Genomic DNA, 26,948 nt, shown 5'->3' with positions numbered 1-26,948 from the left:
ACCCATAGGTGAAGTGCAATTTAGGTACCCTTTCAGTTAAAAAACGTTTATTCAGAATGAAGGGTAATTAAACGCTAAATCAATGGAAATCAAATTGAATATAGGATATGAACAGCTGATTGCAATTATCAACCAATTGCCTGTTGATGAGGTGATAAAACCAAAAGCAGAAATTGAGAAAATCTCTCTTGAAAAAATGTAGTTCTATTTGGCCCTTCCGTGGCCTGATACGGTAGGTTAAGATAGTGAGCCTATTGATCGGTCCTCGGTGGACATGCTTTTGCTTTTTTGTGGCCGCCAGCATTTCCGGATACTGACTTTTTTTGCTGACGACTGATGACAAATACCGCCTAATCTGAAAAGTCTGTCGTTGGTTCAATGTTCATTCTGACGGGAGATTGGTTATCCTTTCATTTTTTCCGGGGACTGTCGGGTATCAAAAAAATCCGTAATAAATATCAGGCCGTCTTCTATAAGGTAAATGATCTTAAAATAGCCTTCCACCAACCTTCTGTGCCCTTTTCCCAAATGCATCAGATATTCCTCATATTGGCCCATGTGGGGATTGATGATCAGACCATCTGCCCTGTTCAGTAATTGTTTTCTAATCTCTAATGCTTTTTCTAAAGGAACCTTTTGGACCTTCAGCAAAAACTTTAGGGATTCCTCCAGGCTTTCCAGGGATTGGTCTGTATAAACTACCCTCATAGACCCAACCTGTCGTCCAGCTTCTTCTCTAACTCTTCCCTTGTATATACGCCACCTGTCCGGATATCTTCTTCGGCTTTTAATGCCCTGGAGGTCAGTTTCTCTTTAAGGACCGGATCTAAACTGGACTTAATAAGTAAGGTTTTAATCGCCTCCAACACATGAAGGTCATTTTCCTTTTCGATCAGCGTTCTTAATTCCTGTTTTATGTCTATTGCTCCCATAATAATTACTCCTTCCTTTACCTTATCCCACGAAGTAAACTTCATATCCCCGATTTCATACTTTCCAAGCCTGCTATCCAGCTCCTTATTTTGTTTTGCACTTGATTCAAAAGAACTTCCCTGCGCCTCCTTTAGACCTTGAAGTTCTTTAAGAACGGAGATGTCCTGAAGCTCGGTAAGCCAGTGGATAAGATCGATTTTAATAGATTTAACGTCCATACCTATCATCATTTTACACAGTAAAGTTAACGATTTATTTATGGATTTGATTCACCCCGGCGGGCAGTGTTGCCGCACCGCCCTTTTCCGTTCCTCCAAGTTCACCAAAAAAATCGCAGACCAGCATTTTCTCCTTATCTTTACCCTTCAAATCAATAATCCGGAATTTCATGCGTCGTATACTTATCAAAACAACTTTTATACTCCTATTCATTGCCTCCCCTATCCTGGCCCAGGAAGAAACCGACTGGCAGGTAGCCGCTCCCGAAGGAGACTGGGAATTTAAAAACGTGACCTTTACTACCGACGAAGGCACCTGGATGAACTTAGATGTTAGCCCTGACGGGAATACCATCGTTTTCGACCTGTTGGGAGACATCTACTCCATGCCGATCTCCGGAGGAACCGCAACTGTCCTGAGATCGGGACTGCCTTTTGAGGTACAACCGCGTTTTAGCCCGGACGGGAAATGGATTTCCTTTACCTCTGATGCCGGAGGAGGGGACAACGTCTGGGTGATGAAGCCCGATGGCAGCGATGCCCGTCAGGTCACCAAAGAGTCCTTCCGCCTGCTCAATAATGCGGTGTGGATGCCGGATGGCAACTACCTGGTGGCCCGAAAACACTTTACCTCCGGCCGATCGCTGGGTGCCGGAGAAATGTGGCAGTACCATATCTCCGGCGGAGAAGGATTGCAGCTTACCCAACGGAAAAACGATCAGCAGGATGTCAACGAACCCAGCGTATCCCCCGATGGCAGGTACCTGTATTTCAGTGAAGACATGGCCCCCGGGGGCAGCTTTGAATACAACCGGGATCCCAATGGGCAGATTTATGTGATCAAACGCTACGATTTTGAAACGGGCGAAACGGAAATCCTCACCGGAGGACCCGGAGGTGCGGCACGGCCCCAGGTTTCTCCGGATGGAAAAAAACTGGCCTTTGTAAAACGAGTCAGAACCAAATCGGTGCTCTACATCCACGACCTGGAAACGGGCGAAGAATGGCCGGTCTATGATGAACTAAACAAAGATCAACAAACCGCCTGGGCTATTTTTGGGGTATACCCCGGATTCGCCTGGATGCCCGACAACCAGCAGATTCTGATTTGGGCCAAGGGGAAAATCCAGAAAATCGATACCGAAAACCTGGACCAAAGCAGCATTCCTTTTACAGTAGAAGTGGCTATTCCGGTAGCCGAACGGGTTCATTTCAGCCATCCCATCGCAAGAGAGACCTTCACCCCCCGCATGATCCGGGATGCAGTCACTTCGCCGAATGGTCGGCAACTCGTATTCCGGGCATTGGGCTATCTCTGGATCAAAGACTTGCCAAATGGAAAACCGAGAAGAATTACGGAGGGTACGGACTTTGAAGCAGAACCTGCCTTTTCTCCGAGAGGGGACAGACTCCTTTTTGTAACCTGGAATGACCTGAACAAAGGAGCCATTAAAGAAGTGAATTTGAACAATAATCGGATAACCACCCTCAGCCAGGAAAAAGGAATCTACAGAAATCCCTCCTATTCTCCGGATGGGTTTCAAATTCTTTACCGGAAGGAACCGGGTAACCTGGACCAGGGCCGTACCTTTACCAAAAATCCCGGCATCTACCTGATGGATCGCGAATCCCGGGTGCCCAAAAAGCTGGTAGAAAATGGCGATTTCCCGGTATTTACCAAAGAAGGCAAACGGGTGTTTTTTCAGACCGGCGGAAAGTTCTTCGGAAACCTGACCAAAAGCCTGAAATCCGTAGACCTTAACGGACAGGACGAGCGCACACACATTGAATCCAAATACGCCAACCGCCTCGTCCCCAGCCCGGACAACCAATGGGTAGCCTTTATCCATTTGCACAAAGCTTACCTGGCACCGCTTGTGCTCAATGGCCAAACGGTCAACCTGGATGATAAAACCAAATCCCTGCCGGTGGCCCAACTATCCGAAGATGCCGGCTTAAACCTGCACTGGTCCCCGGACAGTGAGACCATTTTTTGGACGCTGGGGGATGCCTATCACAGCAAGCGACTGGACGAAAACTTTGATTTTATGGGCCAATCAGATAGGAAAGAGGAAAAAACCGAAAACGAACCGATAAAAATCGGATTGGAGGCTGCGGTAGATCGGCCGGAAGGTATCATTGCCTTTACTGGTGCCACCTTGATTACCATGGAAGGAGATGAAGTAATCGAAAACGGCACGGTCATCGTAGAGGGTTCCACTATCAAAGCAGCAGGTGCCTCCGCTGCCGTTTCCATCCCCGATGGAGCAGTTGTGTACGATATGGCCGGAAAAACCATTATGCCGGGCATCGTGGATGCCCACGCCCATATCGGCGCTTTTCGGGATGGGCTCACCGTGCAGCAAAACTGGCAATTGTACGCCAACCTGGCCTATGGCGTGACCACCGCCCACGACCCTTCGGCCAATACCGAAACGGTCTTTACCCTTACCGAAATGGTGCAAAGCGGTGCGCTGGTAGGTCCTCGGATTTTCAGCACGGGCTTTATTCTCTATGGAGCGGATGGCGATTTCAAAGCGGTCATTAACAAGCTGGAAGATGCCCGATTTTCGGTACGCCGCACAAAGGCTTTCGGTGCCACGGCCGTAAAATCCTATAACCAGCCCCGAAGGGATCAGCGACAGCAGGTATTGCAGGCTGCCCGGGAATTGGGGCTAAATGTGGTACCCGAGGGCGGTTCCACCTTTTTCCACAACCTTTCCATGATTCAGGACGGGCACACCGGTATTGAACACAACATCCCCATCGCACCGGTGTACAAAGACGTGTTGGAGCTCTGGGGTCAAACGGAGGTAGGCTACACCCCCACCCTGATTGTAAACTACGGGGGCATCAACGCAGAGTATTACTGGTACCAGAAAACAAACGTTTGGGAAAACGATAAATTACTTCGTTTCAGTCCCCGGGGAATGATCGATGCACGGTCCCGCCACCGAACCATGGTCCCGGAGGAAACCTATGAAAACAGCCACATCCTCACTTCCCGGCAGGTCACCGATCTGGCCAATAAAGGCGTCACCGTAAATCTGGGTGGTCACGGACAACTTCAAGGCCTGGGTGCCCACTGGGAATTGTGGAGCCTGGCCCAGGGAGGCATGTCCAACCACGAAGCGTTGAAAGCGGCCACCATCAACGGCGCCCGGTATATCGGTATGGATGCGGACCTGGGATCACTCAAGCCCGGTAAACTGGCCGATTTGATCGTTCTGGAAAAAAATCCGCTAACGGACATCCGCCACTCGGAAAGCATCAGCCATACCATGATCAACGGACGCTTGTATGAAACGGAAAACATGGACGAGATCGGCCACCGTAACCGGGAGCGGCCGCCCTTTTACTGGGAAAATCGCCTGTTTCAGGAAGCCTTTCCCTGGCACGAGAGCATCCAAACGTACATGCACAGCGGCTGCGGCTGCGGCGTTGGCAGGCACTAAGGCTCCTTTCGGTCTACAAAAAAATAGGGATCTTTCTTTAATTGGAGGGTCCCTTTTTCCCAAAGGCTCTGGGCATCCATCAGTAGCGATGCTGCCTGCAATACCTTTCCTTTTTGGCAGGAATCCGATCCCAAAAGCCCTTCCACCCGCTCGTAGCGCTGTTCAAATCCAGCAAAATCATGCGTAAAATACGATTTCGACATCTTCCTCCCTATCTGATCTTTTAAGGTATAATTTACCCTCGCGCCCAATAGATAAGGTGGCTTGATCCCTTCTTCCACGCCATGCATGGAGGTATTGGGGCGGGATCCGCAGCCCAGGAACAGGATTTTACCATGCACTTCAGGAAGTTTGGCAAAGGGTGAATGGGGACCGCAGGGCGTGTCATCCAGCAAATGCCCGGAGAGAAAATAATCGCTTAATTTTCCGATCGCGCAAACCGAGTGCGTAGGGTGCATGCTTCTTTGCACGCCTGGAAAGGTGCGGAAAAACTCCGCTAATCCACCGACACAAGCGGGTGTTTTCGCCAGATCAAAAATGGGATTTCCAGGAGTGACCGTTTGATAGGATAGTGCAGGCATCAACAAGGTTCCACTGGGTCCCAGCAGATCCAGAAGGGCATTAACGACGATTTTGGCCCTTTCGGGAAACTTTCCTAAGGAATTCAACGAGGCATGAACCAGCACCTGATCCCCCTCGCCTATCCCAAGCTGGCTCAGGTCTTTCTGAATCCGCTGTTTCCTATTCATGTGTTTATGATTTTTTCTTAATAGTCATAACTTGAGCCGCTCCGAAGGTCGGGATAGCCAGTTCCGATCCTCAACAGGAAACACCTACCGATGACGTTTTTGTTAAATAATTGTATTTCAATGAGTTAAGAAAGCACACCGTCATCCTGATTTCCGCGCTTTTTAAAATGTTAAGTCTACCGATAACGTATTTTTACCACCCCCTGTTTCCCCCTCCTGAAAACAGGAGGGGGCTGGGGGGAGGTGATTTGATGCCATTCTTTAATTTTTCTAATATGTTGATTTTTAAATAGTTAAAAATAAATTCCGTCATCCCGATTTCTGCGTTTTTTAAATATTAAGTCTACCATTGACATGTGAAAGGCACCTATTTCACGCGGCGAGCGCTGCGGATTCGCTGCGATCGCTGCGTGAAATCAGATGTCTTTTCATTTATTTTAAAACACCATATGTTGCTTGAGTTATCCCTGTCCTACTCAGACAGACCCAATTTTATGCCACTGAAAATTCAGTAGGTCTATTTTTTTAACCTTAATTGCTTAAAAGAACGCGTAAGATCCAGCAGGGATTGTTCCACACCCATACGTTCCAGGGAAGAGGCACCCACAAAACCGTGTACATCGGTGGCTTCCAGCACCTGCCGCACGTCCTCCGGCGTATTGATCGGGCCGCCATGGGTTAGGAAAAAAAGGTCCGGATTAATTGATTGGCAGGCATCCATTATTTCACGGGTTTTGTCAATCGCCTCCTCCATGGTGCAGGAAGCACCGGTAACCCCAACAGAACCCCCGACGGTGGTGCCAACGTGTGCAATGATGGCATCCGCTCCGGCTTCAGCCATTTTTATCGCCTCTTCCGGTTTGGCCACGTAAACAATGGAAAACAGGTCCATTTTGTCTGCTATACGCACCATTTCGACCTCTTTGTCAAAACTCATTCCGGTCTCCTCCAAAATCTGACGGAAATTTCCATCTACGATGCAGTGGGTGGGGAAATTATTGATTCCCGAAAAGCCCATGTCCTTCACTTTGAGCAAGTGGTGCCAGATCCTTCGCCGGGGATCCGATCCGTGAACGCCGCAGATTACCGGCACCTCTTCCACCACGGGCAAGACCTCAAATTCACCGATTTCCATGGCTACTGCATTGGCATCTCCATAGGCCATCAGGCCAGCCGTAGACCCGTGACCGGACATGCGAAAACGGCCGGAATTGTAGATAATGATCAAGTCCGCTCCGCCTTTTTCTATAAATTTGGCGCTGATACCTGTTCCAGCACCGGCGGCTATGATGGCATTTTTATTATCAATGGTTTTTTTAAGGCGATCCCGGACTTCCTGCCGGCTGTAGGGATTTCCTTTACCTGTCCACGGGTTGGGCATGTTTTACTTGGTTTGGTGATTTAGCAGCAAGATATTTCAAAAAGGGCAGTCATTCAAATCTAGATGACTAACTTTCCCAACGTTTTAGAACTTTGGGAAAGTTAAACGCAAGAGTTTCATTCCAAATCCCTATTCATCAACCATTCTTTTTTCATTTCCATCCTATTTTCTACATGCTCCCAGCCATCAAAGAAGTTTAAGTAATAATCATTGTTCAGCCTGCATGGCTGTGCAGGATTTTCGTAGGCATGCCAACTCGACCATTTCCAGTAAGGATGATTTTTAACGAAGCCATGTTTAACGGGATTTAAATGAATGTAAAGAAAAGCTTCCTGCCATTGTTGTTCGGTGAGGATGGGAGTTTTTTTGAAATTTTTGATGAACAGACTACCCCTTCTTTGGTAAACTTTATTAAAGGATTGGGTATAAGAACTAAAGAAACTGGCAAATTGCCTGGTGACTAACTTTTCCAAAGTTTGGAACTTTGGAAAAGTTAAACGCAACCTTTCTTCTGAACGTACCCCCACTAACAAATGAAAATGATTAGGCATCAGGCAATAGGCATAGGTATCTACCACCTGACCAAGGTATTTTGAATATTGTTGTAGAAAAAACCGATAATTGTCCTGCTCTTTGAAAAGGTTCTCCGCCCCGTTGGCCTGGTTAAAAATATGGTAGGACTGGCCGGGTTCCAATTCTATTGTGTTCTAAATTAATAGGATTTAAGCTTTCTAAACGTTTCAGCTTTCCCAAAGTTTTGGAACTTTGGGAAAGCTATTACTTTGGGAAAGCTCTCGATGAATCATTGGTAATCGGCTTCGGTCAGACTTTCCAATACCGATTGTTGCCAGGCCCTGAGTTGTTCTTCCATATTCTCCGCAACTTCCGTCTGGCTGTCAATCAAATTCTTTTCTTCGGCTGGATCGGAATGGATATCAAACAGTTCCCTTTCGGCATCCTCTCCTGTTCCCCCGTGAATCACCAGCTTGTATTGGTTGTCCAGCAAAGCTCTGGGGCCTGAAAAGTCTTCCTCCTGAATATCCCTTTGATGGTAATTTCTGAAATTTCTGGTGGCAATGCCATTCATCAGCTTGACCAGGGGGGTGGTCCCTTTCTGAAGCTCCGGATCGATATAGTCCTCCAAGCCCTCTCCCCCATTTCTGGGTCGGCCGTTCCAGAATCCGATGGGTTCGGGTCGTTGATGCATCCTGTTTTCCAACATGGGCAATAAACTGATACCATCTATGGGTCGCTCAGGCAAGTCCCCTCCAACAATATCCAATAAAGTCGGCATTACATCAGAAGAAACCGCATGGGTATCATTGATCATGGGCTGATTGATTTTAGCGGGCCATTCCAGTACCGCAGGTACCCGGATCCCCCCCTCATAGATATTTCCCTTCTGCCCCCGGAAGGGCACGGTGGCATTTCCCTCCTGTGGGGTACCATTGTCCCCAAAATACCAAAGCAGGGTATTTTCTCGTTGGCCCTTTTCTTCCAGGTAATCCCTCAATTGCCCAATGGAACGGTCCATAGCCGTAATTTCGGCAAAACGCTCCTGGAGCACTTCCCGTTGCAGGCGTTCTACCCGGGATCCCGTTTCGTTGGATGTCAACGAAACCATGCGGTCTCCAAAATCCTCCGGAAGGTCCTCGTACAGGGCCAGGTCCTCGGGCAAACCACTATACGGCTCGTGGGGAGAGCCGTACCAAATAACCACAAAGAACGGCTTGTCTTCTTCCATGGCTTTATCCATAAACTTCCGGGCTTCACGGATCAGGATTTCAGAACTCTCCCCCTCAAAGATGACGGGCTCTGCCCCATTGACCGAAAGCGGCGGGTCCATTTCAAAGAAATTGTCGTGGGACAGGTATTCTTCAAAGCCAAAGGCTGCGGGATTGGTAGGAGATTCGGATTTTACTGGACCCAAATGCCATTTCCCGTAATGAGCCGTGGCATAGCCCCTATTTTTCATCAGGCTGGCAATGCTGATTTCTTCCGGTCGGATGGAATATCCCGGAGTGAAGGTACCGTATCGATTGGGATGCCTTCCGGTAATGATGCTTCCCCGGGTAGGCGAGCAAACCGGAGAGGCGGAATAAAAACGATCCATTCGCAGTCCTGTGGCCGCCATTTCGTCCAGCACGGGCGTGTGGAGATAAGGGTGTCCGTTATATCCGGTTTCATCCCAGCCATGGTCGTCCCCCAAAAGTAAAACCACATTGGGCATATCAGAATTGGTTTGCTCCTGGCTTTCTGGTTGGCAGGAAATCAAAATGGGGAGGACAAATATCAGGAATAAATAGCTTAGGTTTTGGGTGATTTTCTTCATCAAATGCGTATCTTTTTTAGCGTTGAAAATTACGTTTCTTTTGCTCTCTTTCCAAATAGCTGTTAATTTCCGCTTCTGTCAGCCGATAGGGTTCCTCCATTTTTCGAACCAAATCGGGATGTGATTCAGCTAAATTCTTCGTCTCGGCCTGATCTTCTCTGAGGTTAAACAACATCCACGGATCTTCGGGCTTCTCCCTTAAAATCTTATAATCCCCCCATATCAGTGCTTCATGGGATCGGTATTTAAAGAATAAGGAAGCATGGGGCGAATGAATGGTCTGGCCTGTAAGTACCGGAATGGGGTTTTTGCCATCAATAAACCGATCCTGAGGCAGTTCTGCTGCTGCAAGGTCTGCCACCCCAACAAAAAGGTCCGGTGACCAGAGACGGGTGCTTATGATGGAGTTCGCCTTGATTTTTCCCGGCCACTTTGCCAGGGCAGGGACGTGGATCCCTCCTTCCCAAAGCGTGACCCCTGCACCATTAAATGGCGCATTGGATTGAATATCCAGGTAAGGGTAAAAGGCTCCATTGTCTGAGTAGAAAAACACGAACGTGTTGTCCGAAATACCCAATTCATCCAAACGCTCCATTAGCCTGCCGATCGCCCTATCAATGGCAGTGACCACAGCCTGAAATCTTTTTTTGGGATCCTTTACCTCAGGACCAAAATCATAGGGCTCAAAAGCATCTTCCGGTGCTTTCCAACTATTAGGCTCGCCGGGATCAACGTTCCTGTCTCCCGGATGGTGGGGCGCATCGAACGGAAGGTAAACCATCCAGGGGGTTTCCTGGGAAGATTTTTCTGTGATAAACTCCATGGCGGCATTGGCGAACAAATCCGTGCTGTATTCCCCATGCCGGTTGATGGCGGTGGTATTGTGGTACAGGTCTTTGCGACCGGCATATACATGAGTAAAATGATCGGCGTTTCCGGAGGCAATGCCCAGAAATTCATCAAACCCTCGTTCGGTAGGCCTGGACCCGGGGGCAAAACCAATGTTCCATTTTCCAAAAGCAGCAGTTGCATAGCCGTGCGGACTTTTTTTCACCAGTTGAGGTAAAATGATTTCCGAGTGTGAAAGGCCAATACCATAATTGCCTTCAAGGCCTACCAACTGTTCGGACAGCTTGTTTCGTTGGGGAATCCTTCCGGTAAGCAATGCCGCCCGTGAAGCCGTACAGGTAGGAGAAGCCGTGTAAAAGTTCGTCAACAGTGCCCCCTGGCTCGCCAACAAATTCAGATTTGGGGTGATTATGGTAGAAGCATCGTTAAAGGGTTTGAGATCTCCGTACCCAACGTTGTCAACCGTGATGATCAGTATATTTGGAGGCGGGTCAGTAGCGACACCAACACTTTCCGGCAAGGCACCTGCTATCCGGCCAGACAGCATTACCAAGGCTAACATCAGCCCGTATAGCATGCTGGATATTCTTTTTTTTGGTTTGTAAATTCCTAACATATCATTTGTTTCAGGTCAAGATAGTGGTTTTTTTCAGCTTGTCCAGGCAGATGTAAGGGACCAGTATGTGATAAAATACCATTGAGTCAACTCAGTATAAACTACAGGTAATCTATCATTTAACAAAATCCATTTTATGTTTTTTTTAGCCTCTTTCCGGCAGGTCGTTTTCCCGGATCTCCTGCAGTTTTTGGCGGAGGATGTCCTGCATGCGCTCCACCGTTTTCTGGTAGGCGGGAAGCTGAGCCAGATTGGTGTACTGCTTGGGGTCCTGTTCCATATCAAACAGCTCCATTCCATCCTCCCCTTCTTCTCCGTATTGGATAAAGGCCCATTTTTCATTTCGGATCAGAAAGGTATGGGTGCCCCTCCAAACATTGACGGAGAAAGCAAAATCCCTTGTATGATAGCTTGGATCATCCAAGGTTGGGGCGAAACTAATACCCTGAATTTCGTCCTCCGTTTCTATATCCGCAAGTTCGGCTATGGTCGGATACAGATCAATCAGTTCGACGAAGGAATGACAGACCTGCGCTTCTTTCCCGGGAACTTTGACAATCAAGGGAACCCGGGAAGACTCTTCTTTTAAACTGACTTTCATCCAAAAATCATGTTCCCCCAGGTGAAACCCATGGTCGGAAGTAAAGATCACGATCGTGTTCTTCTCCAGGCCTTCTTCTTCCAGGGTTTGTAGTATTTTACCTACCTGTGCGTCCATATAGGTGACGGAAGCATAGTAAGCTCCAATGGCTTTTTTCTGTTGCTCTTCCGTCATTTTCGCATTCAGGGTGGTAACGTAATTTATCCCCTTCTCGGGAATATCATCCCAATCACCCAGCACCTTTGGTGGAAGCACTACCTGCTCATAAGGATACCGCTCAAAATAATTTCTGGGTGCCACAAAGGGTACATGGGGCCGCACCAGGCCTACGGCCAGAAAAAAGGGCTCGTCTTTGAATTTCCGTATCAGTTCGGACGCTTTTTGCGCGGTTTTCCCATCGGAATGGACCAGGTCATCTCCATCGGCCTTGACAATGGTCATCACGTTTCCACCTTTTCTAGGCAATAAGCCATAGGGGTTGTTTTGAACCAGTTCAGCCTCCCCCTCGGCAGTCCATTCCGGCCCCTGACTATTATACCTTTCGTTCCACGAAGCTTCGTCATCCGTACCGTTGGAGCCCTTTTCGATATCGCCCGGCACTCCCATGTGAAAAATTTTGCTTACCCGGGCGGTGTGCCAGCCGTTTTCCTTGAAAAGTTGAGGCCACATCTTCTTGTCCGGGCCAATATTTTCCCGGCCACTGACGTAACCGAAAGTGCCGGTCGCATGCGGATAGTATCCCGACATCATGGAAGCGCGCGAGGGCCCGCAAACCGGATATTGACAATATGCCTGGGTATAGCGGGTCCCTTCGCTGGCTAGCCGGTCAATATTGGGCGTATATCCCGCACTGTTTTCATAGGAAGAAACAGCCGTAGTGGTCAGATCATCGGAGATGATAAAGAGGATGTTGGGTTTTTCGCTGGACTGTGCAAAGGTGGAAAAACAACCCATCAGGAGCAGCCCAACTAGTAATTTTTTTTTGATCATGGATTTATTATTTAGGGATTGTGAATTGCAAAAAAGACAAAAAATCCCTCCGAAAAAAGCCGGAGGGATTTTTAAATCAATAGCCTGCATTTTGTGTCAGATTGGTATTCAGTTCCCGCTCTCGCTGAGGAATGGGCCAAAGGTAATCCCTGGCTGGATCAAAGGAACGGTCAAATCCATCTAACCGTATTTGTTTCCATTCCCCATCTTCTTCATAATACCGGCCCATGGGCACACCCGGCATGACCTGTTCTGCCAGCTGCCACCTACGGATGTCAAACAATCGGAATCCTTCGTATGCTAGTTCTACCGACCTTTCCATCCGGATAAGTTCTCTTAACGCATCAGCCGTAGAAGCCATTTCAGGTGTGATGGCTGGCAAATCTACACTTTCGCGCTGCCTGACTTCGTTGATCGCTTCATAAACCGTCTGGTCTATTTCGGATTCTTTACGTAGGGAATGCTTTCTCACTTAATCCATTATCATAGCTAACGAGATTAAATTAAGCAAAAATTTACCATATTTTCCAGCTTTAGGTAAAACTTCATCCGGGATTTTAGAATTTCCCGTAATTATCCCTCAAACATCTCCGAATGCACCACGGCTCCCAGTACATCCCGGTGTTCAAACAGAATTTCAGGTTTTCCGGAATCGCGAGCTACCCGAATGCTTAAAAATCCTCCTTTGAGCCGCAAAAACCGATGCTCCGGACGCACGTCTCCTTCTTTCCAGCCCTGGGAATGGTAGTCGCTTACGGGACCCGATCCAAATTCCATCAGGCCAGTTTCGGTATCCTTTGAAACATATTGCCAGTGACGGTCCCCATTGACTACATACATATTGGGTTGACTCGAAAGAAAGCTCCTTAACCATTCTCCCTCGTGCTGAAAACTAGTATTGGCATGATTGTCACTTTTCTTTTCCCGGTCAGGGCCCACTACCGGGGTAGCGGTAAACAGGATCTTAAAGGTGGCATCCGAGGCTTTTACACTTTCCTGAAACCATTCCTTCTGCTCTTCTCCCCAAATGGTCTTCCCCGGGCCGTCTTCCATGGTGTTTTCCGAGCGGTATTCCCTTCCCTCGACCAGCCATACCTGCAGGTCTTTGCCCCAGCGAAGGGTTCGGTAAGGCTTACCTTCTATGGGCACGTTTTCGTACCATAGTTTCAGTCCATCGTCAAAGGTCAACTCTCCATAAGGTCCCTTGCCCCGGTACATGTCGTCCTTGAGCAGGTCGTGGTCGTCCTTGACCATATATACCGGCACTTCCTTGTAGAAATCCCGTAAGGAGAGCCATCCGTCCATGGCATGCCATTTATGCCGGGCCTTTTCCAGGTTTTTGGCCAGCGGTCCGGGCTTATCGTAATAGATGTAATCTCCGGTATGGATAAAAAAATCAGGTGCTAACCTTCGCATGCTATCATACGTTTGAAATCCCCTGCGCTCATCATCGAAACTCCAGAAATACTGGCAAGTAGAGGTGGTGAAAAATACCGGCACCGGATCTGTTTCGGAAGCCGGGGTACGAAAACTGCCGCTTTCTTTCCTGATGGTTTCGGTCTCCAATGGTTTCGCCTCCCATTCCACCTGATAGGCGGTATTTGGCTCAAGACCCTTTACGGGAATTTTTACGGTAAAATCAGCTGCCGACTCCGCCGTCTGCCAGGAAGAAATATAAACCGATCGACCACTTTTGGTGCTTACCTTTGCCCTGACCCGCCCCGGGGAACCCATTACCGCTCCATCCATTTCAGCTACCGGCTGCTCCTCATCAAAATCTATGGGGTGACGGAATACCTTTTCCTCCCGCTGATGACGTACCGGCTGGGGAAATTCCTGCCCACAGAGCCGGGTCCAGAGCATGGCGGATTCTTGTCCTACCTCAGCCATTTTAAATCCATTGGTAAAAAAAACACCGGTAGCTGATCTTGAAACCAGATTAAGAAATTTATGGAGGGGATGGGCAAGGAGTTTTGGAATGGCCATCAGGGAAAGTAGGCCTATCCCTGTTTTCTTGAAAAATCCTCTTCTGTTTGCTTTTTTCATAGATTGTTTGGTTTTAATTGGGTACATAGGACATCCTGTGCAAACTGGATCATAAGGTGATATAAACCATTTAAGGTGTTTACTCAACTGAACCTTAAATTCAGGCCAAATCTACTCTGATCAGGCTGTTTGCCTGACTTGCTGATGCCGATGCTTGAATTTAAATAAAAATCCTGTGATCTGTATGCGCTTTATACCTTAATTGGCTATTAGAACCTACTGCTTTAACAGCCTGGTATCAAACGTGGTCAGAATATTTATTTTATTGGATACATTTTCGTCCCTAAATCCTCCTTTCTCCCTTTGAAGGAGTGATTTTGTTTTTTCACGAATGTCTGGCCACGTAATTACATCGCCAGTCTCCCTATCTCTTAACGGAGAGCCGTTGAAAATAGGATTTGGATAACTGTTCAAGTGGCTCTTCTCTCAAGCAAGAACTTATTAGCTCAAGAATAGGTGAAAGCAACAAATCATACTAAAGCATATTTTAACTCAGGTTAAATGATAGCCTTATACCTGCATTGATTTTCTATCTGACACCAACCTCTTCAGCCCAACTAGCGTAATCTTTAACCATTTCCTCAAGAATTTGTGGATTTTGCCTGCCGATTTCGTTGAGTTCGGTGGGGTCCTTTTCCAGGTCAAATAATCCCCAGTCAAATTCGGGAGCTTTGGAAATGATTTTCCATTTCCCTTTTCGCATGGCCTGATGCCCAAAATGCTCCCAAAACAACTCCCGGTTTTGCTCCATTTGCTCCCCTTTAAAAACAGGTACGAGACTTTTCCCACGCAGCGGTTTTAGTTGGTTTCCCTGATAGCGTTCCGGATACGCCGTGTTACCTAATTCCAAACAGGTGGCCATGATATCCACCACATGACCCGTTTCTCTGGTAATTCCTTTTTGTGTGATTCCATTGGGCCAATGAGTAATCATCGGAGTGGTCATCCCTCCTTCTTCCAGCCATCGTTTGTATCTTCTGAACGGCGTATTGGAAGCGATGGCCCAGGGTTTCTTAAAGGCAACGTAAGAACCGGGGTAGCCTATTTCGGAATTGGGGTCATGCATGTTCCTTCCGGCAATACTTTCAGGAGAGGCCCCATTATCGGATAGGAAAACGATTAGCGTGTTGTCATACATTCCATTCGCTTTCAACTCCCGGACCAACTTACCGATACCCTGATCCATCCGGTCGACCATGGCGGCATGAACCGTCATTCGTTTTTCCCAGTCGGCTTTATCAGCCGCTGCTTCCCAGGAAGACACCCCCTCTTCTCTTGGCGTGAGACGGAAATCAGGATCTAATACCCCCAGGCGAAGCTGCCTTCCGTACCGCTCCTGCCGTAAAGAATCCCAGCCGATGGCATACCGGCCTTCGTACTTTCGAATATCTTCCGGTAAGGCGTGCAGGGGCCAGTGAGGTGCCGTATAGGCGAGATAAAGTAGAAAGGGATTCTCAGCTTTGCTTTCGCCGTGCTCCCGGACAAATTGCACCGCATGGTCCGAAAAGGCATCCGTCATGTAAAAGTCATCTTTGGGAGGTTCCCAGGGGTCGTCGTCCAAGGCCATTTGGCGTAGGCGTTCAGAGCCTTTGTCCAGCTCAAAATAGCTACTGCCGCCACTGATCAATCCAAAATACCGGTCAAAGCCCCGTGTTCTGGGCCAATGCTCCTTCTTCTCGCCAACATGCCATTTTCCGGACATATAGGTAGCGTAACCGGCTTCCCCAAGTACTTCCGCAATCGTAACGGATTCCTTATTCAGAAAGCCTTGGTAGGGTCCGGGTTCCGGGTCGCTGGACACCGAACTGACCATCCCTCCCATACCGGCTTCATGGGGATATAAACCCGTCAGCAAGGAGGCTCTGGTCGGGCAGCACCTGGCGGCATTGTAAAATCGCTGGAACATTAGACCATCTTTTGCGAGGCCATCCAGGTTTGGCGTAGCGATTTCGGACCCGTAGCATCCCAGGTCGGAATACCCCAGATCATCTGCCATAATGATGACAATATTAGGTCTTTCATCTCCCAGGGTTTCACCAGGCGTTTGACAGCTCAGAGTTAAGTACATCAAACCCAAAAACAGAAATGTCGGTTGGCTTTTCATTGGAAACGGTTGATAGGATGGTTGTGAAAATAGGTATGGTTATCCTTTGCCTCGAAATGGATATCTCATGGCGTTTAATATAAAGAGGCCCCGGATATGGTACCGGGGTCCTCCATTGTTAACTACTTACCTTAATTCCGCCGCATGACCCTAAATTCAATAGAAAGGGTACAAACGTATCTGGTTTCAATTACTCAACATTTGCTGTTGGCTGAATAGCAACAAAAACGGGACAGGTTTACGGATGTTAGGGATCCTCAATAACCAGGATTCTGAGAGTAAAAACCTGTCAGGTTTCAATTTCTTAACTTCAGTTATTGGTTAAATATTGACAAAAACCTGACAGGTTTGCGGATTTTAGGGATCCTCAATAACCAGGATTTTGGGGAAATTCACCCGGGTTCCCAACCCGGTCAATTTGGGTCTGGGGGATTGGCCTAACCAGGTGCATGTCTTGGATATTGGGAGCAGCATCCAAATTGTACTGCCGTACCCTTTCCAACAGGGTCCCCGTACGCTTCAGGTCATACCAGCGGTGCTTTTCGCCGATCAATTCCCGGGCTCTTTCTTCCAGTATAAAATCCAGATCAATGTCTCCGGGAGCCACCTGCATTTCTTCCTCCATTCCAGGCAGGGCGGCCCGGGTTCTCAGTACATTTATATAGTCTGCTGCACCAGCATTGTCATTCTGTCTCCAGGCCGCTTCGCAAGCAATCAGGTACATTTCTGCCAACCTTATCACCGGAAAGTCTCGCCGTCCCGCTGTTTCGTTGATGCTGGGTCGCAGGGGATCCAGAAACTTCAATAAGGAAGGGTAATTTCTACGTTGATTGGTACCGATTTCCTGATAAGCGCTGACATCTCCTATCCAGTTGCCTTTGTAATCAATGATCCAGTACGGGGCCGCCTGTTTTACTTCGTCCGGAACCGGCTCCATGACGATATGAATGGCCGTGTCGCCCGGGTTAACCTGATGGCCGTTGATTTCCCCGGGAATATTGGCATACCAAACGGTCTTAAATGAACCGTTCCAGCGGGCATCTTTTTCCCGGTCATACAGGCTAAAAAGATAATTGGTAGGCAAAAACCGCTGAAATGGCCTGCCATTTTCCGTATCCCGGACCATGGTGGGATTAAAGGTATAATCAAATATAAAATACAGGTGACCAGAATTACCCGGTCCATTCAGCAAGGGGTCGTCGGTAAACTGTACCGTCCAGATAAATTCACTATTATCCTCATTATTGATATCCCACAAGTCACCATAAGGGGTCACCAAATCAAAACTGTAATTGCTTATGACATTGGCGGCCAACCTTTCTGCTTCTTCCCAATTTCCCCGGGTTAACTGAACCCTGGCTAGCAATCCCTCGGCAGCCGCCTTGAAAGCTCTTCCGGGTTCGGATGCACTTTCGGGTAAATTGGCAACGGCGAATTCCAGGTCCGGAAGAATGCCATTTTCATAAATGGTATTTACCGGAGTCTTGTTGGCTTCTGTTTCCACCCCTGCCGTTTCATCCAGGGAAAAATGCACATCTCCCCATTGCTGTACCAGGTGGAAATAATACAAGCCTCTCAGGAAACGCGCCTCGCCTTCGATTTCTGCCTTTCTTTGTTCTGATAATCCGGTGGCATCCTGAACCCTGTTAACCACTGTATTGCATTGGTTTACGCCTATGTAAAGGTTATTCCAAATATTTGTCACTGTTCCACTAGTTCCCAGAAAATTGGGTGAATAATTATTAATGTGTGGGTTATTGGCAATGCCGCCAAAACCATTGGTGAAGATATCGGTTCCGGTAACGGTCAGGAAAAAGCCATTTTGCTGTCCATAAAAGCTCCTCAATCTGGTATAGGAAGCTTTGAGGCCATCCTCAATACCTGCTGCGGTGACATAATATCCATCTGCTGTGGCCAGACTTACCGGATCCTCGATCAGGACCTCCTCACAAGCGCTTAAACCAAGTAAAAACGTTAGTCCGAGTATTAATGCTATATTTTTCATTTCAGGAACAATTTAAAATTTCAGATTCAAACCAAAAATGTACGTAGCCGTGGTCAGGGGGCTTCCCCCTCCCACAATGCCATTGGACGTTTCAGGATCTACCGTTGAATAAGGTGAAAAAATAAATGCATTGTTTACGGTGGAATAAATCCTGGCAGAGCTCATGCCCAATTTACTGATCCAATTCGCATTGAAATTGTATCCGAGCGCAATGTTCCGGATCTTAATGTAGGATCCATCAAAATACCGCACCGCATCCGAGTAAAGCGGTGCCTCTCCTGCATTGGGTCGCGGGATAGCATTGCTTGGATTGTCAGTTGTCCAATAATCCATATTGATGGCATTGTACCTTCCCTGCCAGTTGTTTCCGCCCAAATTATGGTAGTCACTTCTTAGCATTTGGCCCATCCGCGCGTGAACTAGTACCGATAAATCAAACCCCTTAAAGGACACCCTATTGGTCAAACCTCCGGACCAGTTGGGTACCGTAGAGCCCAGGACTTTTCTGTCGTCCGCATTGATATTTCCATCCGGTTGCTTGGTCAGTTCTCCGTCCTCATCCCTTCCATTCACATCATTGATGCGAATATCTCCTGGCTGCTGTCCAAAGTCAGCTGCCAGGTCTGCCTCGTCAGACTGCCAGATACCCGCCTGATCAAAACTATAAAAAACATTGACCGGCTCGCCGATAAACCACTCATTGCCCACATCGTCACTTTGACCTTCAAACAGTTCCGTAATTTGTTCGCGGTTGGAAAAAACATTCATACTTACATCCCAACGGAACCCCGAAGGGCGGTTGAGCACATTGGCATTAGCCGAAAGCTCCCAACCCGAGTTACGGGTACTTCCAATATTTTGCAATACCGAATTGTAACCAGAGGTAATGGGAAGCAAGCGGTCAAGCAGCAAATCACTGGTATTGGTGATGTAATATTCCAGGGATCCGCTTATCCGGTCCTCCAAAAACCCAAAATCCAATCCGACATTTACCGTCTTCGAAATCTCCCACTTCAAGTCAGGATTTGGAATAAGGTTATTCCCGTACCCAAATCCAGCATTGCTTCCAAAAATATAGGTAGTGCGTTCCAAGCCACCCAAGGTCTGAAAGGGGTCAATGGCAGTATTGCCTACCTCACCGTAGCCAGCGCGAAGTTTGAGAAATGATACCTGGCTGCCTTGTAAAAACGGCTCTTCTGTCAGGATATAGCCTGCAGAAAACGCCGGAAAAAAGGCCCATTTATTTCCTTCTGCCAAGCGGGAAGAACCGTCTGCCCGACCGGTCAGGGTAAACAGAAACTTATCATCATAACGATAATTAACACGCCCCATATAGGACATCAGTCCCCAATCGCCCAGGGAACTGCCTATGCCAGTGATCGTAGAGGAGCTGCCCAAATCATAAAAAAGGGATTTCTCGATGGGTATATCTTGCCCGGATAAAGACGATTCTTCAAATCGACTGGCCTGAATGGAAAACAAACCCACCAGATTCAACGCATGTTTGCCAAAGGTTCGGTCGTAGGATAGAATGTTTTCCTGCGTATAGGCAAAGTCCAAGTCGTTTTCTATAGATCCCTGGTTAATATTCCCTTCAAGCCTACCCGTATACCTTCCCCTTCTGGCTATGTTAAAGTCAGGTCCGTAATTTACACGCAGTTTCAAGTGGTCATTGAACTGGTATTCGGCGAAAATATTAGCGAATATCCGGTTCCTGCGGGTCTCATCTACATATTGATAGGGTTGATAATTCAACAAAGGATTGGCAAGAAGCCCTTCCCGGGGATTGGGAAAAGCCAGGAAATTACCCTCTTCGTCCGTAGGTCCTACCAGGGGGGAATAGCCCAGGGAGTTGTTATAAGGCGCATTGGACATCTGGTTCCGTTCGCTAAGGCTGACCGTTCCGCTCAGGCCCAATCGAAGTTTATCTGTCAATTGCGATTCCAGGTTCACTCTTACCGAAGTTCGTTCAAAATTGGTACCCGGAATGTAGCCGTCTTCATTAAAAAAGGAACCGGACACGTAATAATTGATCTTATCCGTTCCGCCACTTACAGACACCTGATGGTCCTGCTGGCTTCCCGACTGAATAGCTAAATCCAACCAGTCGGTAAATCTGCCTGCCTGTAGGTTTTCGATTTCTAACGGTGCGAGAAAATTGCCGTCAAAACTGGAATCATCCCCTGCATGTCCCCTGGCAATTCTGGAATAGGCCGCAAACTCCTGCCCATTCATCAGGTTCAGGTCTTGAATGGGTTGCTTGACCCCATAATACCCATCGTAGCTGATGACGGCTTTTCCTGTCTTGCCCCTTTTGGTGGTAATCAAAACCACACCATTCGCACCCCTGGAACCATAGATAGCTACCGCACTGGCATCTTTTAATACTTCCATGGATTCAATATCGTTGGGGTTAAAATCACTGATATTGGCACTGGTAGGGATACCATCAATCACATACAGCGGATTATTTGAGGCATTGATCGACCGGTTGCCCCGGATACGGATTTGTACCGGAGAGCCGGGAGACCCGTTGGCCCGGACGATGTCCACCCCTGCCAGCCTTCCCTGGGATTGTTCCAGAAAATTCCCTGCCGGTGTTTCCTTCAGATCCTCGCTGGACACGGAGGAAATTGCTCCTGTGAGATCGCTTTTTCGCTGGGTTCCGTAACCGACTACCACCACTTCCTCCAGGTCCGACTGATCCTCCTCTAGGACAATATCCAAGTTGGTTTGATTGGCCACCGTTATCCTTTGAGATTGGTAGCCGATAAAAGAAATCAGTATTACCTCGCCTTCATCGGCATTAATAGTGAAATTACCATCGATATCGGTCACCGTCCCCTGGTTGGTCCCTTCCACAATTACGGTTGCTCCCGGAATGGGCTGGCCGGTTTCGTCCGCCACGGTCCCCGAAATTTCGATCCAGTCTTCCTCAAGCCCTCCATTGTTTGAAAGATAATCAGTCAGATTATTGAGTACCATCCCCTTATGTCGGGTCACAAAAATATTCTCATTGACCCTTTTAAAATCAAAATTCACCTGTTCGGTTAGTTTTTGAAGGATGGTTCTTAAATCTGCGGTCATGTTCAACGTAACCCTGGAATCATCCCTGGCTACCTCTTGGTTGTAGGCAAACACAAAATCGGTTTGCTTTTCCAATTGAGAAAGCACCCGGACCAGTTTTTGGTTATGGGCACTTAACGTGACCTGGTAATCCTCCAGGCCCTGACTGGAGGAGGGTTCTGCCATGATGGATTGAATGAGCAGCATCTGTAGCAGGAAATACTTCAAGGTTCGTTTGGAGTAAAACACAATTAGCCTTAGTAAATTAATTTTCATAATTTTAAATGTTTATTGTTAATCGTTGATGGGTACTACCCGTTGCCAGAATCCGGGGCTGTTACCGCAGCTCCGGATTCATTGCTGGTTATTTTTCCATAGGCATCTTTTGCGGTTAAAATTTACATCTCTTATAATATATTTTCATGCTTCTCCCTTCACCGGGTTCGTATTCAAAGTCCACTACGTTTTTAAGGCTATACAATACATGGTAAAGACTTCTATTGACATAGTTGGCCCTCACCAGACAGTCCCCTTCCTTATAGCCCTCCAATTCGATCTCCATGCTATACACCGCTTCCAGTCGCTCCACTACCCTGTCAAAAGGCAACAAATCAAAACTGATGGACTCGGAACGCCAAGCCAGGTACTGGTCTACATCTATGGATTCGACCGAAACGTTATGGTTAATTTTATCCACTACCGCCATTTGTTTCGGACTCAATATCAGGTATTGCTCCGTTGCCTCTCTGATATCATGGTTTTCCCTTACCCCCACACTGCCACTGGCCACAGCAATCTCCACTTTATCGTCGCGATAGGCATTCACGTTGAATGAGGTACCCAACACTTTGGTCTCTACCTCATTTACTTCAACTACAAAAGGACGGGACGCATCATGGGCTATTTCGAAAAAAGCCTCTCCTTCCAGGGAAACTTTTCTTTCCTCTGACTCAAACGGATCCGGAAAACTCAGTTTACTACTTACGTTTAGGTGCACTTTACTGCCATCTTTAAGGGTAATCGTCGCCTTTTGATTTTCATTGGTAATTCGCTCTTTCATTTGAGCAGAAGAAGCGGCATCTTCAGTAGGAAGCAAAACAAAGGCAATCATCATTATTCCAACGAAGCCCACAGCCACTATGGCCAACATCCTGGATACCGATTCATAGTTCTTTTGGGGCTTCAGTTCCAGCTCTATCTTCGCTTTGATGCTTTCCCTGATTTCCTCCTCAGTGGCATCCAGCTTCCGATGCAATCCCCTACGTTCCATCCGTTCAAAAATGGCATCAATTAGCCGGTCTTCACGTTCGTTTGTAAGACCACGGATCTGCTTTTCCAATAGTTCTAAAAATACGTGTTTACTCATGCCTAAGGGTCTATTTAAAAAGGTAGACACAAAAGGAAGCACTACTACGTACGCCTATGGAATATTTTTACCGGTTTCTTTGGTGAAAAATAAAATAAATTTTGGATGAAAAAGATGAATACGAAATAAAAATTAAATATTAAACCTAAAAATTAGTTTTTTCGAAGTATCCTTTCTCCTAAACGGGATTACCAAAAATAAATTTGCCCGAGGTTTTTTTTAATAAATTTCAAAGCCTTGTGGATTTGGGTTTCTACCGTTCGGACAGAAAGATTTAACTGGTGAGCGATTTCCTGGTTGCTCTGAAAATTATCCCTGCTCATAATGAAGACCTCCTGGCACCGGGAAGGCAAGCTGCTGATACTATCCCGAATGATGCGTTCGGTTTCTTTTTCTTCCATCAACAGGTTAGCATTCACTTCATCCACAAGATTAGAAACATGCTCCTCCAATGGAATTCTGATCTTCCGGTCCCTGATCAGATTGGAAACACCATATTTGGCAGATTTAAATAGATAATTTTCCAATTGATTGATCTTTTTGGCCTGCCTTCTTCGCCAAAGTTTTACAAAAACCTCCTGCACGATATCCTCACTTTGGTACCTATCATCGGTAAGTTTATAAACATATAAAAAGAGCCGTTTCCAGTACTTCTGATAAATGCCATCAAAAGCCTTTTTGTCGCCCTCATAAAGCTTCTGACAAAGCTCCTGATCGGTCATTTGTTATCGGGTTTAATTGACTTGTATTGGAAAAGATAATGATTTTTTTCCTTTAACCAAAGGAACAACCTCCTACTAAATCGTTAAAAAACCAGCACCCGAAAACAAAAAAACCTTCAGCAAGACATTGGAGTTCATCTCACTGAAGGCAAGGGAAATTTGATCAGTTATGATCCGGTTGGTACAGGCTATAATGCTTCCGCTCCTGCCTTTGCCACCTCGTGATCATCTTCCACCGTGCTTCCGGAAACACCGATCGCTCCCAGAATCGTCCCCTCTTTATTTTTCAAAACAACGCCACCGGGAAAAGTAATCAAGCCTTGATTGGAGTGTTCTATATTATACAGAGGGGCTCCGGGCTGTACCAAAGGGCTTAACTGCTCGGTGTCCATGGTGAAGTACATGGCGGTTTTTGCCTTTTTGATACTGATGTCTACCGAGCCCAGCCAGGCACCGTCCATGCGTGCAAATGCCGTAAGGTTTGCACCCGTATCGACGACGTATATATCCATCTTTGTATCGATAGCCGCCGCTTTCTTTTTTGCTGCTTCCATTACTTTTTCAGCTTGTTTCAGGGTAATGTTCATGATTTTGAGGGTTTTATAAATTAGTATTTATTCTTATTGGTGCGGCCTTAGAGGATAAAGATAACAAATATTCGCCATCAAACGATGCCATTAGGACAGATGTTCCTATTCTCCATTAGTTACCCATCATCCGGGATGCCGACGCTGAGCCACCAAAACTCCGGATATTATAGGTAAGCGTCATCATAAAAAACTGCTGCACTACCTGCGTCCGGGTATCCTCTACATACACATCGGTTACATTTCTATCAATACTGGTATTTTGATTGAGCAAATCAAATATGGTCATTTTCAGTTCAAATTGTTCCGTCGGTGGGAAGCGGTAACCCAGATCAGCGTTCATCAGCCAAACAGATTGGTCAAACTCCTCTCCCAGGCCTTTGTATAGTTGATTGTTCACATTGGTGCTGAAGAAAAAGCCTCCGGTGAAATTCCAATATAAATCCAGCCGGGTACTTTGCGTGTAATAGTTGTTGTTGAGATTTTCCTGCAAACTGCTGCGGACTACATTGTAATTCCCGCGGGTGGACAGGTTAAAATCCAGATGTTCTCCTAAATTACTACTAATCCCGATTCCAGGTCCGACATACATATTTCGGTTGTAGTTGGTTTGTTCATTAATCAGCCCGGGCCGATTGGTAATGCCAGCTCTGGCACTCAGATTCAGATTGCTTTGCATAAAATTGAGTGGAAAGCCAAGGGAAAAGTAACTTCTCAGATCCCAGTAATTGTCCAGGTTTTCCGGTCTGTTGAGCTGTCCTCCCTGCCTCAGCAAAACATCACCTTGTATCAGGGTGTCTCTGCTGGCAATATAAGTAGCATTGCCAAGGTAATTACTTGTCGTCCTAGCTCCCAGGTACATAAAGAAGGACCTGTTGGTCTCCGGGTTCATTTTCCGGATACGAGTGTACAGGCGGTGCTCGTATTCCTGGTCCAGATTGGGGTTACCGGTAGATATTTGAATGGGGTTGCTGTTGTCAATGACATCCTGTAGCTGTCTAACGGATGGGGCATCTGTATCTCCGCGGTAATAAATCCGGATGTTGGTGTTTTCATTCGGGTCGTAAATAAATACCATTCGGGGTACAAAGTTCCGGAAGGTGCGGTTCGTATTTTCAAACCCGGGAAAAACTCTGTCACTATCCAGAATTGAAATTTGGTAGTCGAATGAAGAAAAAATCCTGATCTTATCCTTATTGTACCGGTACCCCAAACCAATCTCGTGTTGCAGATAGGTGTTTTCGAACTCGTTGGAAAGGGTCGAGTCCAACTCGAAAAGAGTGGATTCCATTTCTCGCTGGGACACTTCCTGCAAGGTGTTGCCCAGGTCATTTCCCACCTCGTATTCCAGCCTTGCCTGTGAATGCTCTCCGATAGGCTCACTGTATTCGATTTCGAATTCATAATTAAAGGAACTGGATTCGCTAAGGGAATTTTGAATCAAACTATCCAAATTTTGGGTCTGAAAATCACGGTTGACAGATACCAGCCGGGAATCCCGATTGTCATTATCCATACGCGTATCAAACTTTGCTGAAAGCGTTCGTCCTTCTTTATTAAACTTATACCGATAGGTAAAATCACTTAAAAACCGAAACGATTCATTGTTTCCCGAGGTGGTGTTTTCAGTCTCGTTTATGGGAGTGCTGGGATTAAACAAATTTTGAGCCGATAGCAGGCTATACGAACTTCCTTTTTCATACCTTACACGAGGCCGCCAAATGATGGCATGCTTTTCAGACATGTCGTAATCCAGTCGAAGGTCCAGGCGGTGATTCTGGTTATTATTTTCGCTATTTCTGATTTCATCGTAAAGCTGCAAGCTATCACTGGGAAGAATATACTCCCGGGAGGAATTTCGGTTCAGAAAATTCTTACTTTCATTGAAAAAATAACTCCCGGTAATTTTGGCCCTTCCGTCATCAAATTTATCAGTAAAGTTTAATCCAATGGCATTGGTATGGGTAATGCCCGGCCTTTCCCGGGTGGTAAGGGGATTACCTCTACGACCTCTTCCACCCCGCCGGTTATCATCACCTCCAAAGGCTCCCGACAAGTCATCAGCCGAAAAGTTTTGCTGGTTGATATTATTGCTCAATCCCAGGGCGGTAATACGTTGCGCTTCATTAAAGAAATTCACGCTCCCACCTACCAGGTAATTGTCGTCTGTACCATACCCGGCAAACACACGACCAAATGTGCCGCCTCGTTTTTCTTTTTTGGTGATAATATTGATCGTCTTAATGGTTTCCCCATCGTCAAATCCTGTTAGCTGGGCCTGATCGCTGAGTTGATCTAAAAATTCTATCCGGTCGATTACTTCAACGGGTAAATTCTGCATGGCCATGGCTGGGTCATCCCCGAAAAACGGCTCTCCATCCACCAAAACACGCCCCACGGTTTCCCCCTGTACCTCAATGGTACCTCCCTGCATGACCACTCCCGGCATTTTCCGAATCAATTCGCCAGCACTGGCCTGGCCTCTTGTCTGGTAAGCAGCCGCATTCATGGATACCGTGTCTCCTTTCATTTGGCCTGCCATGGTCTGGGCTTCCAGCTCGTAGGTTTCCAGTAAACTTCCTTCCTCCACTAATTCAAACGTTCCCAAATTTCTCTTGTTGGTATTCTCGACTAGTTTACTCAGGTTCTCATACCCCACAAAACTGATCTTGATTTCCAGGCTGCTTTGAACCGGTCTATCGAATGTAAAGCGACCATTTTCGTTCGTGAACGTGGTGCTTAAGGTATCACCCTCGGTGGTAGTTACAAAAACATAGGCGCCGGGAAGGGTCTCTTTAGAAGCCTTATCCCGTACCTTTCCACTAAGAGTAGCCTGAGAATATACAGAACCACCGATTAGTAGAAAAATAAATGATAAATATACAATTTTTAACATGTTGGCTTAGGTAATATTTTATGGAAAATCGG

19 protein-coding genes are annotated in these 26,948 nt (G+C 46.9%); 1 reads left to right on the top strand and 18 read right to left on the bottom strand.

Annotated features, from left to right (window positions below):
• Positions 1 to 402 precede the first annotated feature (402 nt).
• The 3 genes from GJQ68_RS17625 to GJQ68_RS17610 are packed head-to-tail and all read right to left on the bottom strand — an operon-like array spanning position 403 to position 1,323.
• Positions 403 to 708, bottom strand: a complete 306-nt coding sequence (locus GJQ68_RS17625; RefSeq protein WP_162418613.1) for a type II toxin-antitoxin system RelE/ParE family toxin — start codon at positions 706 to 708, stop codon at positions 403 to 405.
• The gene (locus GJQ68_RS23415; RefSeq protein ID WP_235941712.1) at positions 705 to 1,151 is read right to left on the bottom strand and encodes a hypothetical protein; all 447 of its coding nucleotides are present in this window, start codon (positions 1,149 to 1,151) and stop codon (positions 705 to 707) included. The genes GJQ68_RS17625 and GJQ68_RS23415 overlap by 4 nt, the downstream gene beginning before the upstream one ends.
• A gap of 34 nt (positions 1,152 to 1,185) precedes the next feature.
• Complete coding sequence (locus GJQ68_RS17610; RefSeq protein WP_162418612.1) at positions 1,186 to 1,323, bottom strand: hypothetical protein; 138 nt, start codon at positions 1,321 to 1,323, stop codon at positions 1,186 to 1,188.
• Here GJQ68_RS17610 and GJQ68_RS17605 point away from each other — a divergent pair.
• The gene (locus GJQ68_RS17605; RefSeq protein WP_162418611.1) at positions 1,322 to 4,606 is read left to right on the top strand and encodes an amidohydrolase family protein; all 3,285 of its coding nucleotides are present in this window, start codon (positions 1,322 to 1,324) and stop codon (positions 4,604 to 4,606) included. The two genes, GJQ68_RS17610 and GJQ68_RS17605, sit on opposite strands and share 2 nt — an antisense overlap.
• On the opposite strand, the gene GJQ68_RS17600 is transcribed toward GJQ68_RS17605, so the two are convergent.
• The 15 genes from GJQ68_RS17600 to GJQ68_RS17530 form a co-directional block, all read right to left on the bottom strand.
• On the bottom strand, positions 4,603 to 5,355 hold the full coding sequence (locus tag GJQ68_RS17600) for an AAC(3) family N-acetyltransferase (protein WP_162418610.1): 753 nt from the start codon (positions 5,353 to 5,355) through the stop codon (positions 4,603 to 4,605). The genes GJQ68_RS17605 and GJQ68_RS17600 overlap by 4 nt on opposite strands.
• A 517-nt stretch (positions 5,356 to 5,872) precedes the next feature.
• Positions 5,873 to 6,736 carry a phosphoenolpyruvate hydrolase family protein gene (locus tag GJQ68_RS17595; protein WP_162418609.1) on the bottom strand — a complete coding sequence of 288 codons (864 nt, stop codon included), beginning with the start codon at positions 6,734 to 6,736 and terminating at the stop codon, positions 5,873 to 5,875.
• 116 nt (positions 6,737 to 6,852) lie between these two features.
• Positions 6,853 to 7,431: a transposase gene (locus GJQ68_RS17590; protein ID WP_162418608.1), complete on the bottom strand. Its 579-nt coding sequence runs from the start codon at positions 7,429 to 7,431 to the stop codon at positions 6,853 to 6,855.
• A 107-nt stretch (positions 7,432 to 7,538) separates the two neighbouring features.
• On the bottom strand, positions 7,539 to 9,068 hold the full coding sequence (locus GJQ68_RS17585) for a sulfatase family protein (protein WP_162418607.1): 1,530 nt from the start codon (positions 9,066 to 9,068) through the stop codon (positions 7,539 to 7,541).
• A 16-nt stretch (positions 9,069 to 9,084) separates the two neighbouring features.
• Positions 9,085 to 10,533 carry a sulfatase-like hydrolase/transferase gene (locus GJQ68_RS17580; protein WP_162418606.1) on the bottom strand — a complete coding sequence of 483 codons (1,449 nt, stop codon included), beginning with the start codon at positions 10,531 to 10,533 and terminating at the stop codon, positions 9,085 to 9,087.
• Between the two features lie 145 nt (positions 10,534 to 10,678).
• Entirely contained in the window at positions 10,679 to 12,124 is a 1,446-nt protein-coding gene (locus GJQ68_RS17575; RefSeq protein WP_162418605.1) for a sulfatase, read from the bottom strand.
• Positions 12,125 to 12,200: 76 nt separating this feature from the next.
• Positions 12,201 to 12,596 (bottom strand): RagB/SusD family nutrient uptake outer membrane protein, encoded by a 396-nt coding sequence (locus GJQ68_RS17570; RefSeq protein ID WP_162418604.1) that lies wholly within the window; start codon positions 12,594 to 12,596, stop codon positions 12,201 to 12,203.
• Between the two features lie 101 nt (positions 12,597 to 12,697).
• Positions 12,698 to 14,170, bottom strand: a complete 1,473-nt coding sequence (locus GJQ68_RS17565) for an alkaline phosphatase D family protein (RefSeq protein ID WP_162418603.1) — start codon at positions 14,168 to 14,170, stop codon at positions 12,698 to 12,700.
• Positions 14,171 to 14,699: 529 nt separating this feature from the next.
• Complete coding sequence (locus GJQ68_RS17560) at positions 14,700 to 16,274, bottom strand: arylsulfatase (protein WP_162418602.1); 1,575 nt, start codon at positions 16,272 to 16,274, stop codon at positions 14,700 to 14,702.
• A gap of 367 nt (positions 16,275 to 16,641) precedes the next feature.
• A complete protein-coding gene (locus GJQ68_RS17555) occupies positions 16,642 to 18,279 on the bottom strand; it encodes a RagB/SusD family nutrient uptake outer membrane protein (protein ID WP_162418601.1) in 1,638 nt (545 codons plus the stop codon).
• A 12-nt stretch (positions 18,280 to 18,291) separates the two neighbouring features.
• The gene (locus GJQ68_RS17550) at positions 18,292 to 21,621 is read right to left on the bottom strand and encodes a SusC/RagA family TonB-linked outer membrane protein (protein ID WP_162418600.1); all 3,330 of its coding nucleotides are present in this window, start codon (positions 21,619 to 21,621) and stop codon (positions 18,292 to 18,294) included.
• A gap of 115 nt (positions 21,622 to 21,736) precedes the next feature.
• A complete protein-coding gene (locus GJQ68_RS17545; protein ID WP_162418599.1) occupies positions 21,737 to 22,711 on the bottom strand; it encodes a FecR family protein in 975 nt (324 codons plus the stop codon).
• A 188-nt stretch (positions 22,712 to 22,899) separates the two neighbouring features.
• Positions 22,900 to 23,433, bottom strand: a complete 534-nt coding sequence (locus GJQ68_RS17540) for an RNA polymerase sigma-70 factor (RefSeq protein WP_162418598.1) — start codon at positions 23,431 to 23,433, stop codon at positions 22,900 to 22,902.
• 188 nt (positions 23,434 to 23,621) lie between these two features.
• Positions 23,622 to 24,020, bottom strand: coding sequence for a GlcG/HbpS family heme-binding protein (locus GJQ68_RS17535; RefSeq protein ID WP_162418597.1), 399 nt, complete (start codon positions 24,018 to 24,020; stop codon positions 23,622 to 23,624).
• Positions 24,021 to 24,135: 115 nt separating this feature from the next.
• Entirely contained in the window at positions 24,136 to 26,916 is a 2,781-nt protein-coding gene (locus GJQ68_RS17530; protein WP_162418596.1) for an outer membrane beta-barrel protein, read from the bottom strand.
• Positions 26,917 to 26,948 lie beyond the last annotated feature (32 nt).

This window comes from Cyclobacterium roseum (assembly GCF_010119225.1).
Classification (GTDB): domain Bacteria; phylum Bacteroidota; class Bacteroidia; order Cytophagales; family Cyclobacteriaceae; genus Cyclobacterium; species Cyclobacterium roseum.
This window is presented reverse-complemented; position numbering and strand designations above follow the sequence as displayed.

Bases quoted from the DNA above. Each gene is read 5' to 3' on its own strand.
- GJQ68_RS17625 (WP_162418613.1), bottom strand. From the start codon at position 708: ATGAGGGTAGTTTATACAGACCAATCCCTGGAAAGCCTGGAGGAATCC.
- GJQ68_RS23415 (WP_235941712.1), bottom strand. From the start codon at position 1,151: ATGGACGTTAAATCTATTAAAATCGATCTTATCCACTGGCTTACCGAG.
- GJQ68_RS17605 (WP_162418611.1), top strand. From the start codon at position 1,322: ATGCGTCGTATACTTATCAAAACAACTTTTATACTCCTATTCATTGCC.
- GJQ68_RS17610 (WP_162418612.1), bottom strand. From the start codon at position 1,323: ATGAAATTCCGGATTATTGATTTGAAGGGTAAAGATAAGGAGAAAATG.
- GJQ68_RS17600 (WP_162418610.1), bottom strand. From the start codon at position 5,355: ATGAATAGGAAACAGCGGATTCAGAAAGACCTGAGCCAGCTTGGGATA.
- GJQ68_RS17595 (WP_162418609.1), bottom strand. From the start codon at position 6,736: ATGCCCAACCCGTGGACAGGTAAAGGAAATCCCTACAGCCGGCAGGAA.
- GJQ68_RS17585 (WP_162418607.1), bottom strand. From the start codon at position 9,068: ATGAAGAAAATCACCCAAAACCTAAGCTATTTATTCCTGATATTTGTC.
- GJQ68_RS17580 (WP_162418606.1), bottom strand. From the start codon at position 10,533: ATGTTAGGAATTTACAAACCAAAAAAAAGAATATCCAGCATGCTATAC.
- GJQ68_RS17575 (WP_162418605.1), bottom strand. From the start codon at position 12,124: ATGATCAAAAAAAAATTACTAGTTGGGCTGCTCCTGATGGGTTGTTTT.
- GJQ68_RS17565 (WP_162418603.1), bottom strand. From the start codon at position 14,170: ATGAAAAAAGCAAACAGAAGAGGATTTTTCAAGAAAACAGGGATAGGC.
- GJQ68_RS17560 (WP_162418602.1), bottom strand. From the start codon at position 16,274: ATGAAAAGCCAACCGACATTTCTGTTTTTGGGTTTGATGTACTTAACT.
- GJQ68_RS17555 (WP_162418601.1), bottom strand. From the start codon at position 18,279: ATGAAAAATATAGCATTAATACTCGGACTAACGTTTTTACTTGGTTTA.
- GJQ68_RS17550 (WP_162418600.1), bottom strand. From the start codon at position 21,621: ATGAAAATTAATTTACTAAGGCTAATTGTGTTTTACTCCAAACGAACC.
- GJQ68_RS17545 (WP_162418599.1), bottom strand. From the start codon at position 22,711: ATGAGTAAACACGTATTTTTAGAACTATTGGAAAAGCAGATCCGTGGT.
- GJQ68_RS17540 (WP_162418598.1), bottom strand. From the start codon at position 23,433: ATGACCGATCAGGAGCTTTGTCAGAAGCTTTATGAGGGCGACAAAAAG.
- GJQ68_RS17535 (WP_162418597.1), bottom strand. From the start codon at position 24,020: ATGAACATTACCCTGAAACAAGCTGAAAAAGTAATGGAAGCAGCAAAA.
- GJQ68_RS17530 (WP_162418596.1), bottom strand. From the start codon at position 26,916: ATGTTAAAAATTGTATATTTATCATTTATTTTTCTACTAATCGGTGGT.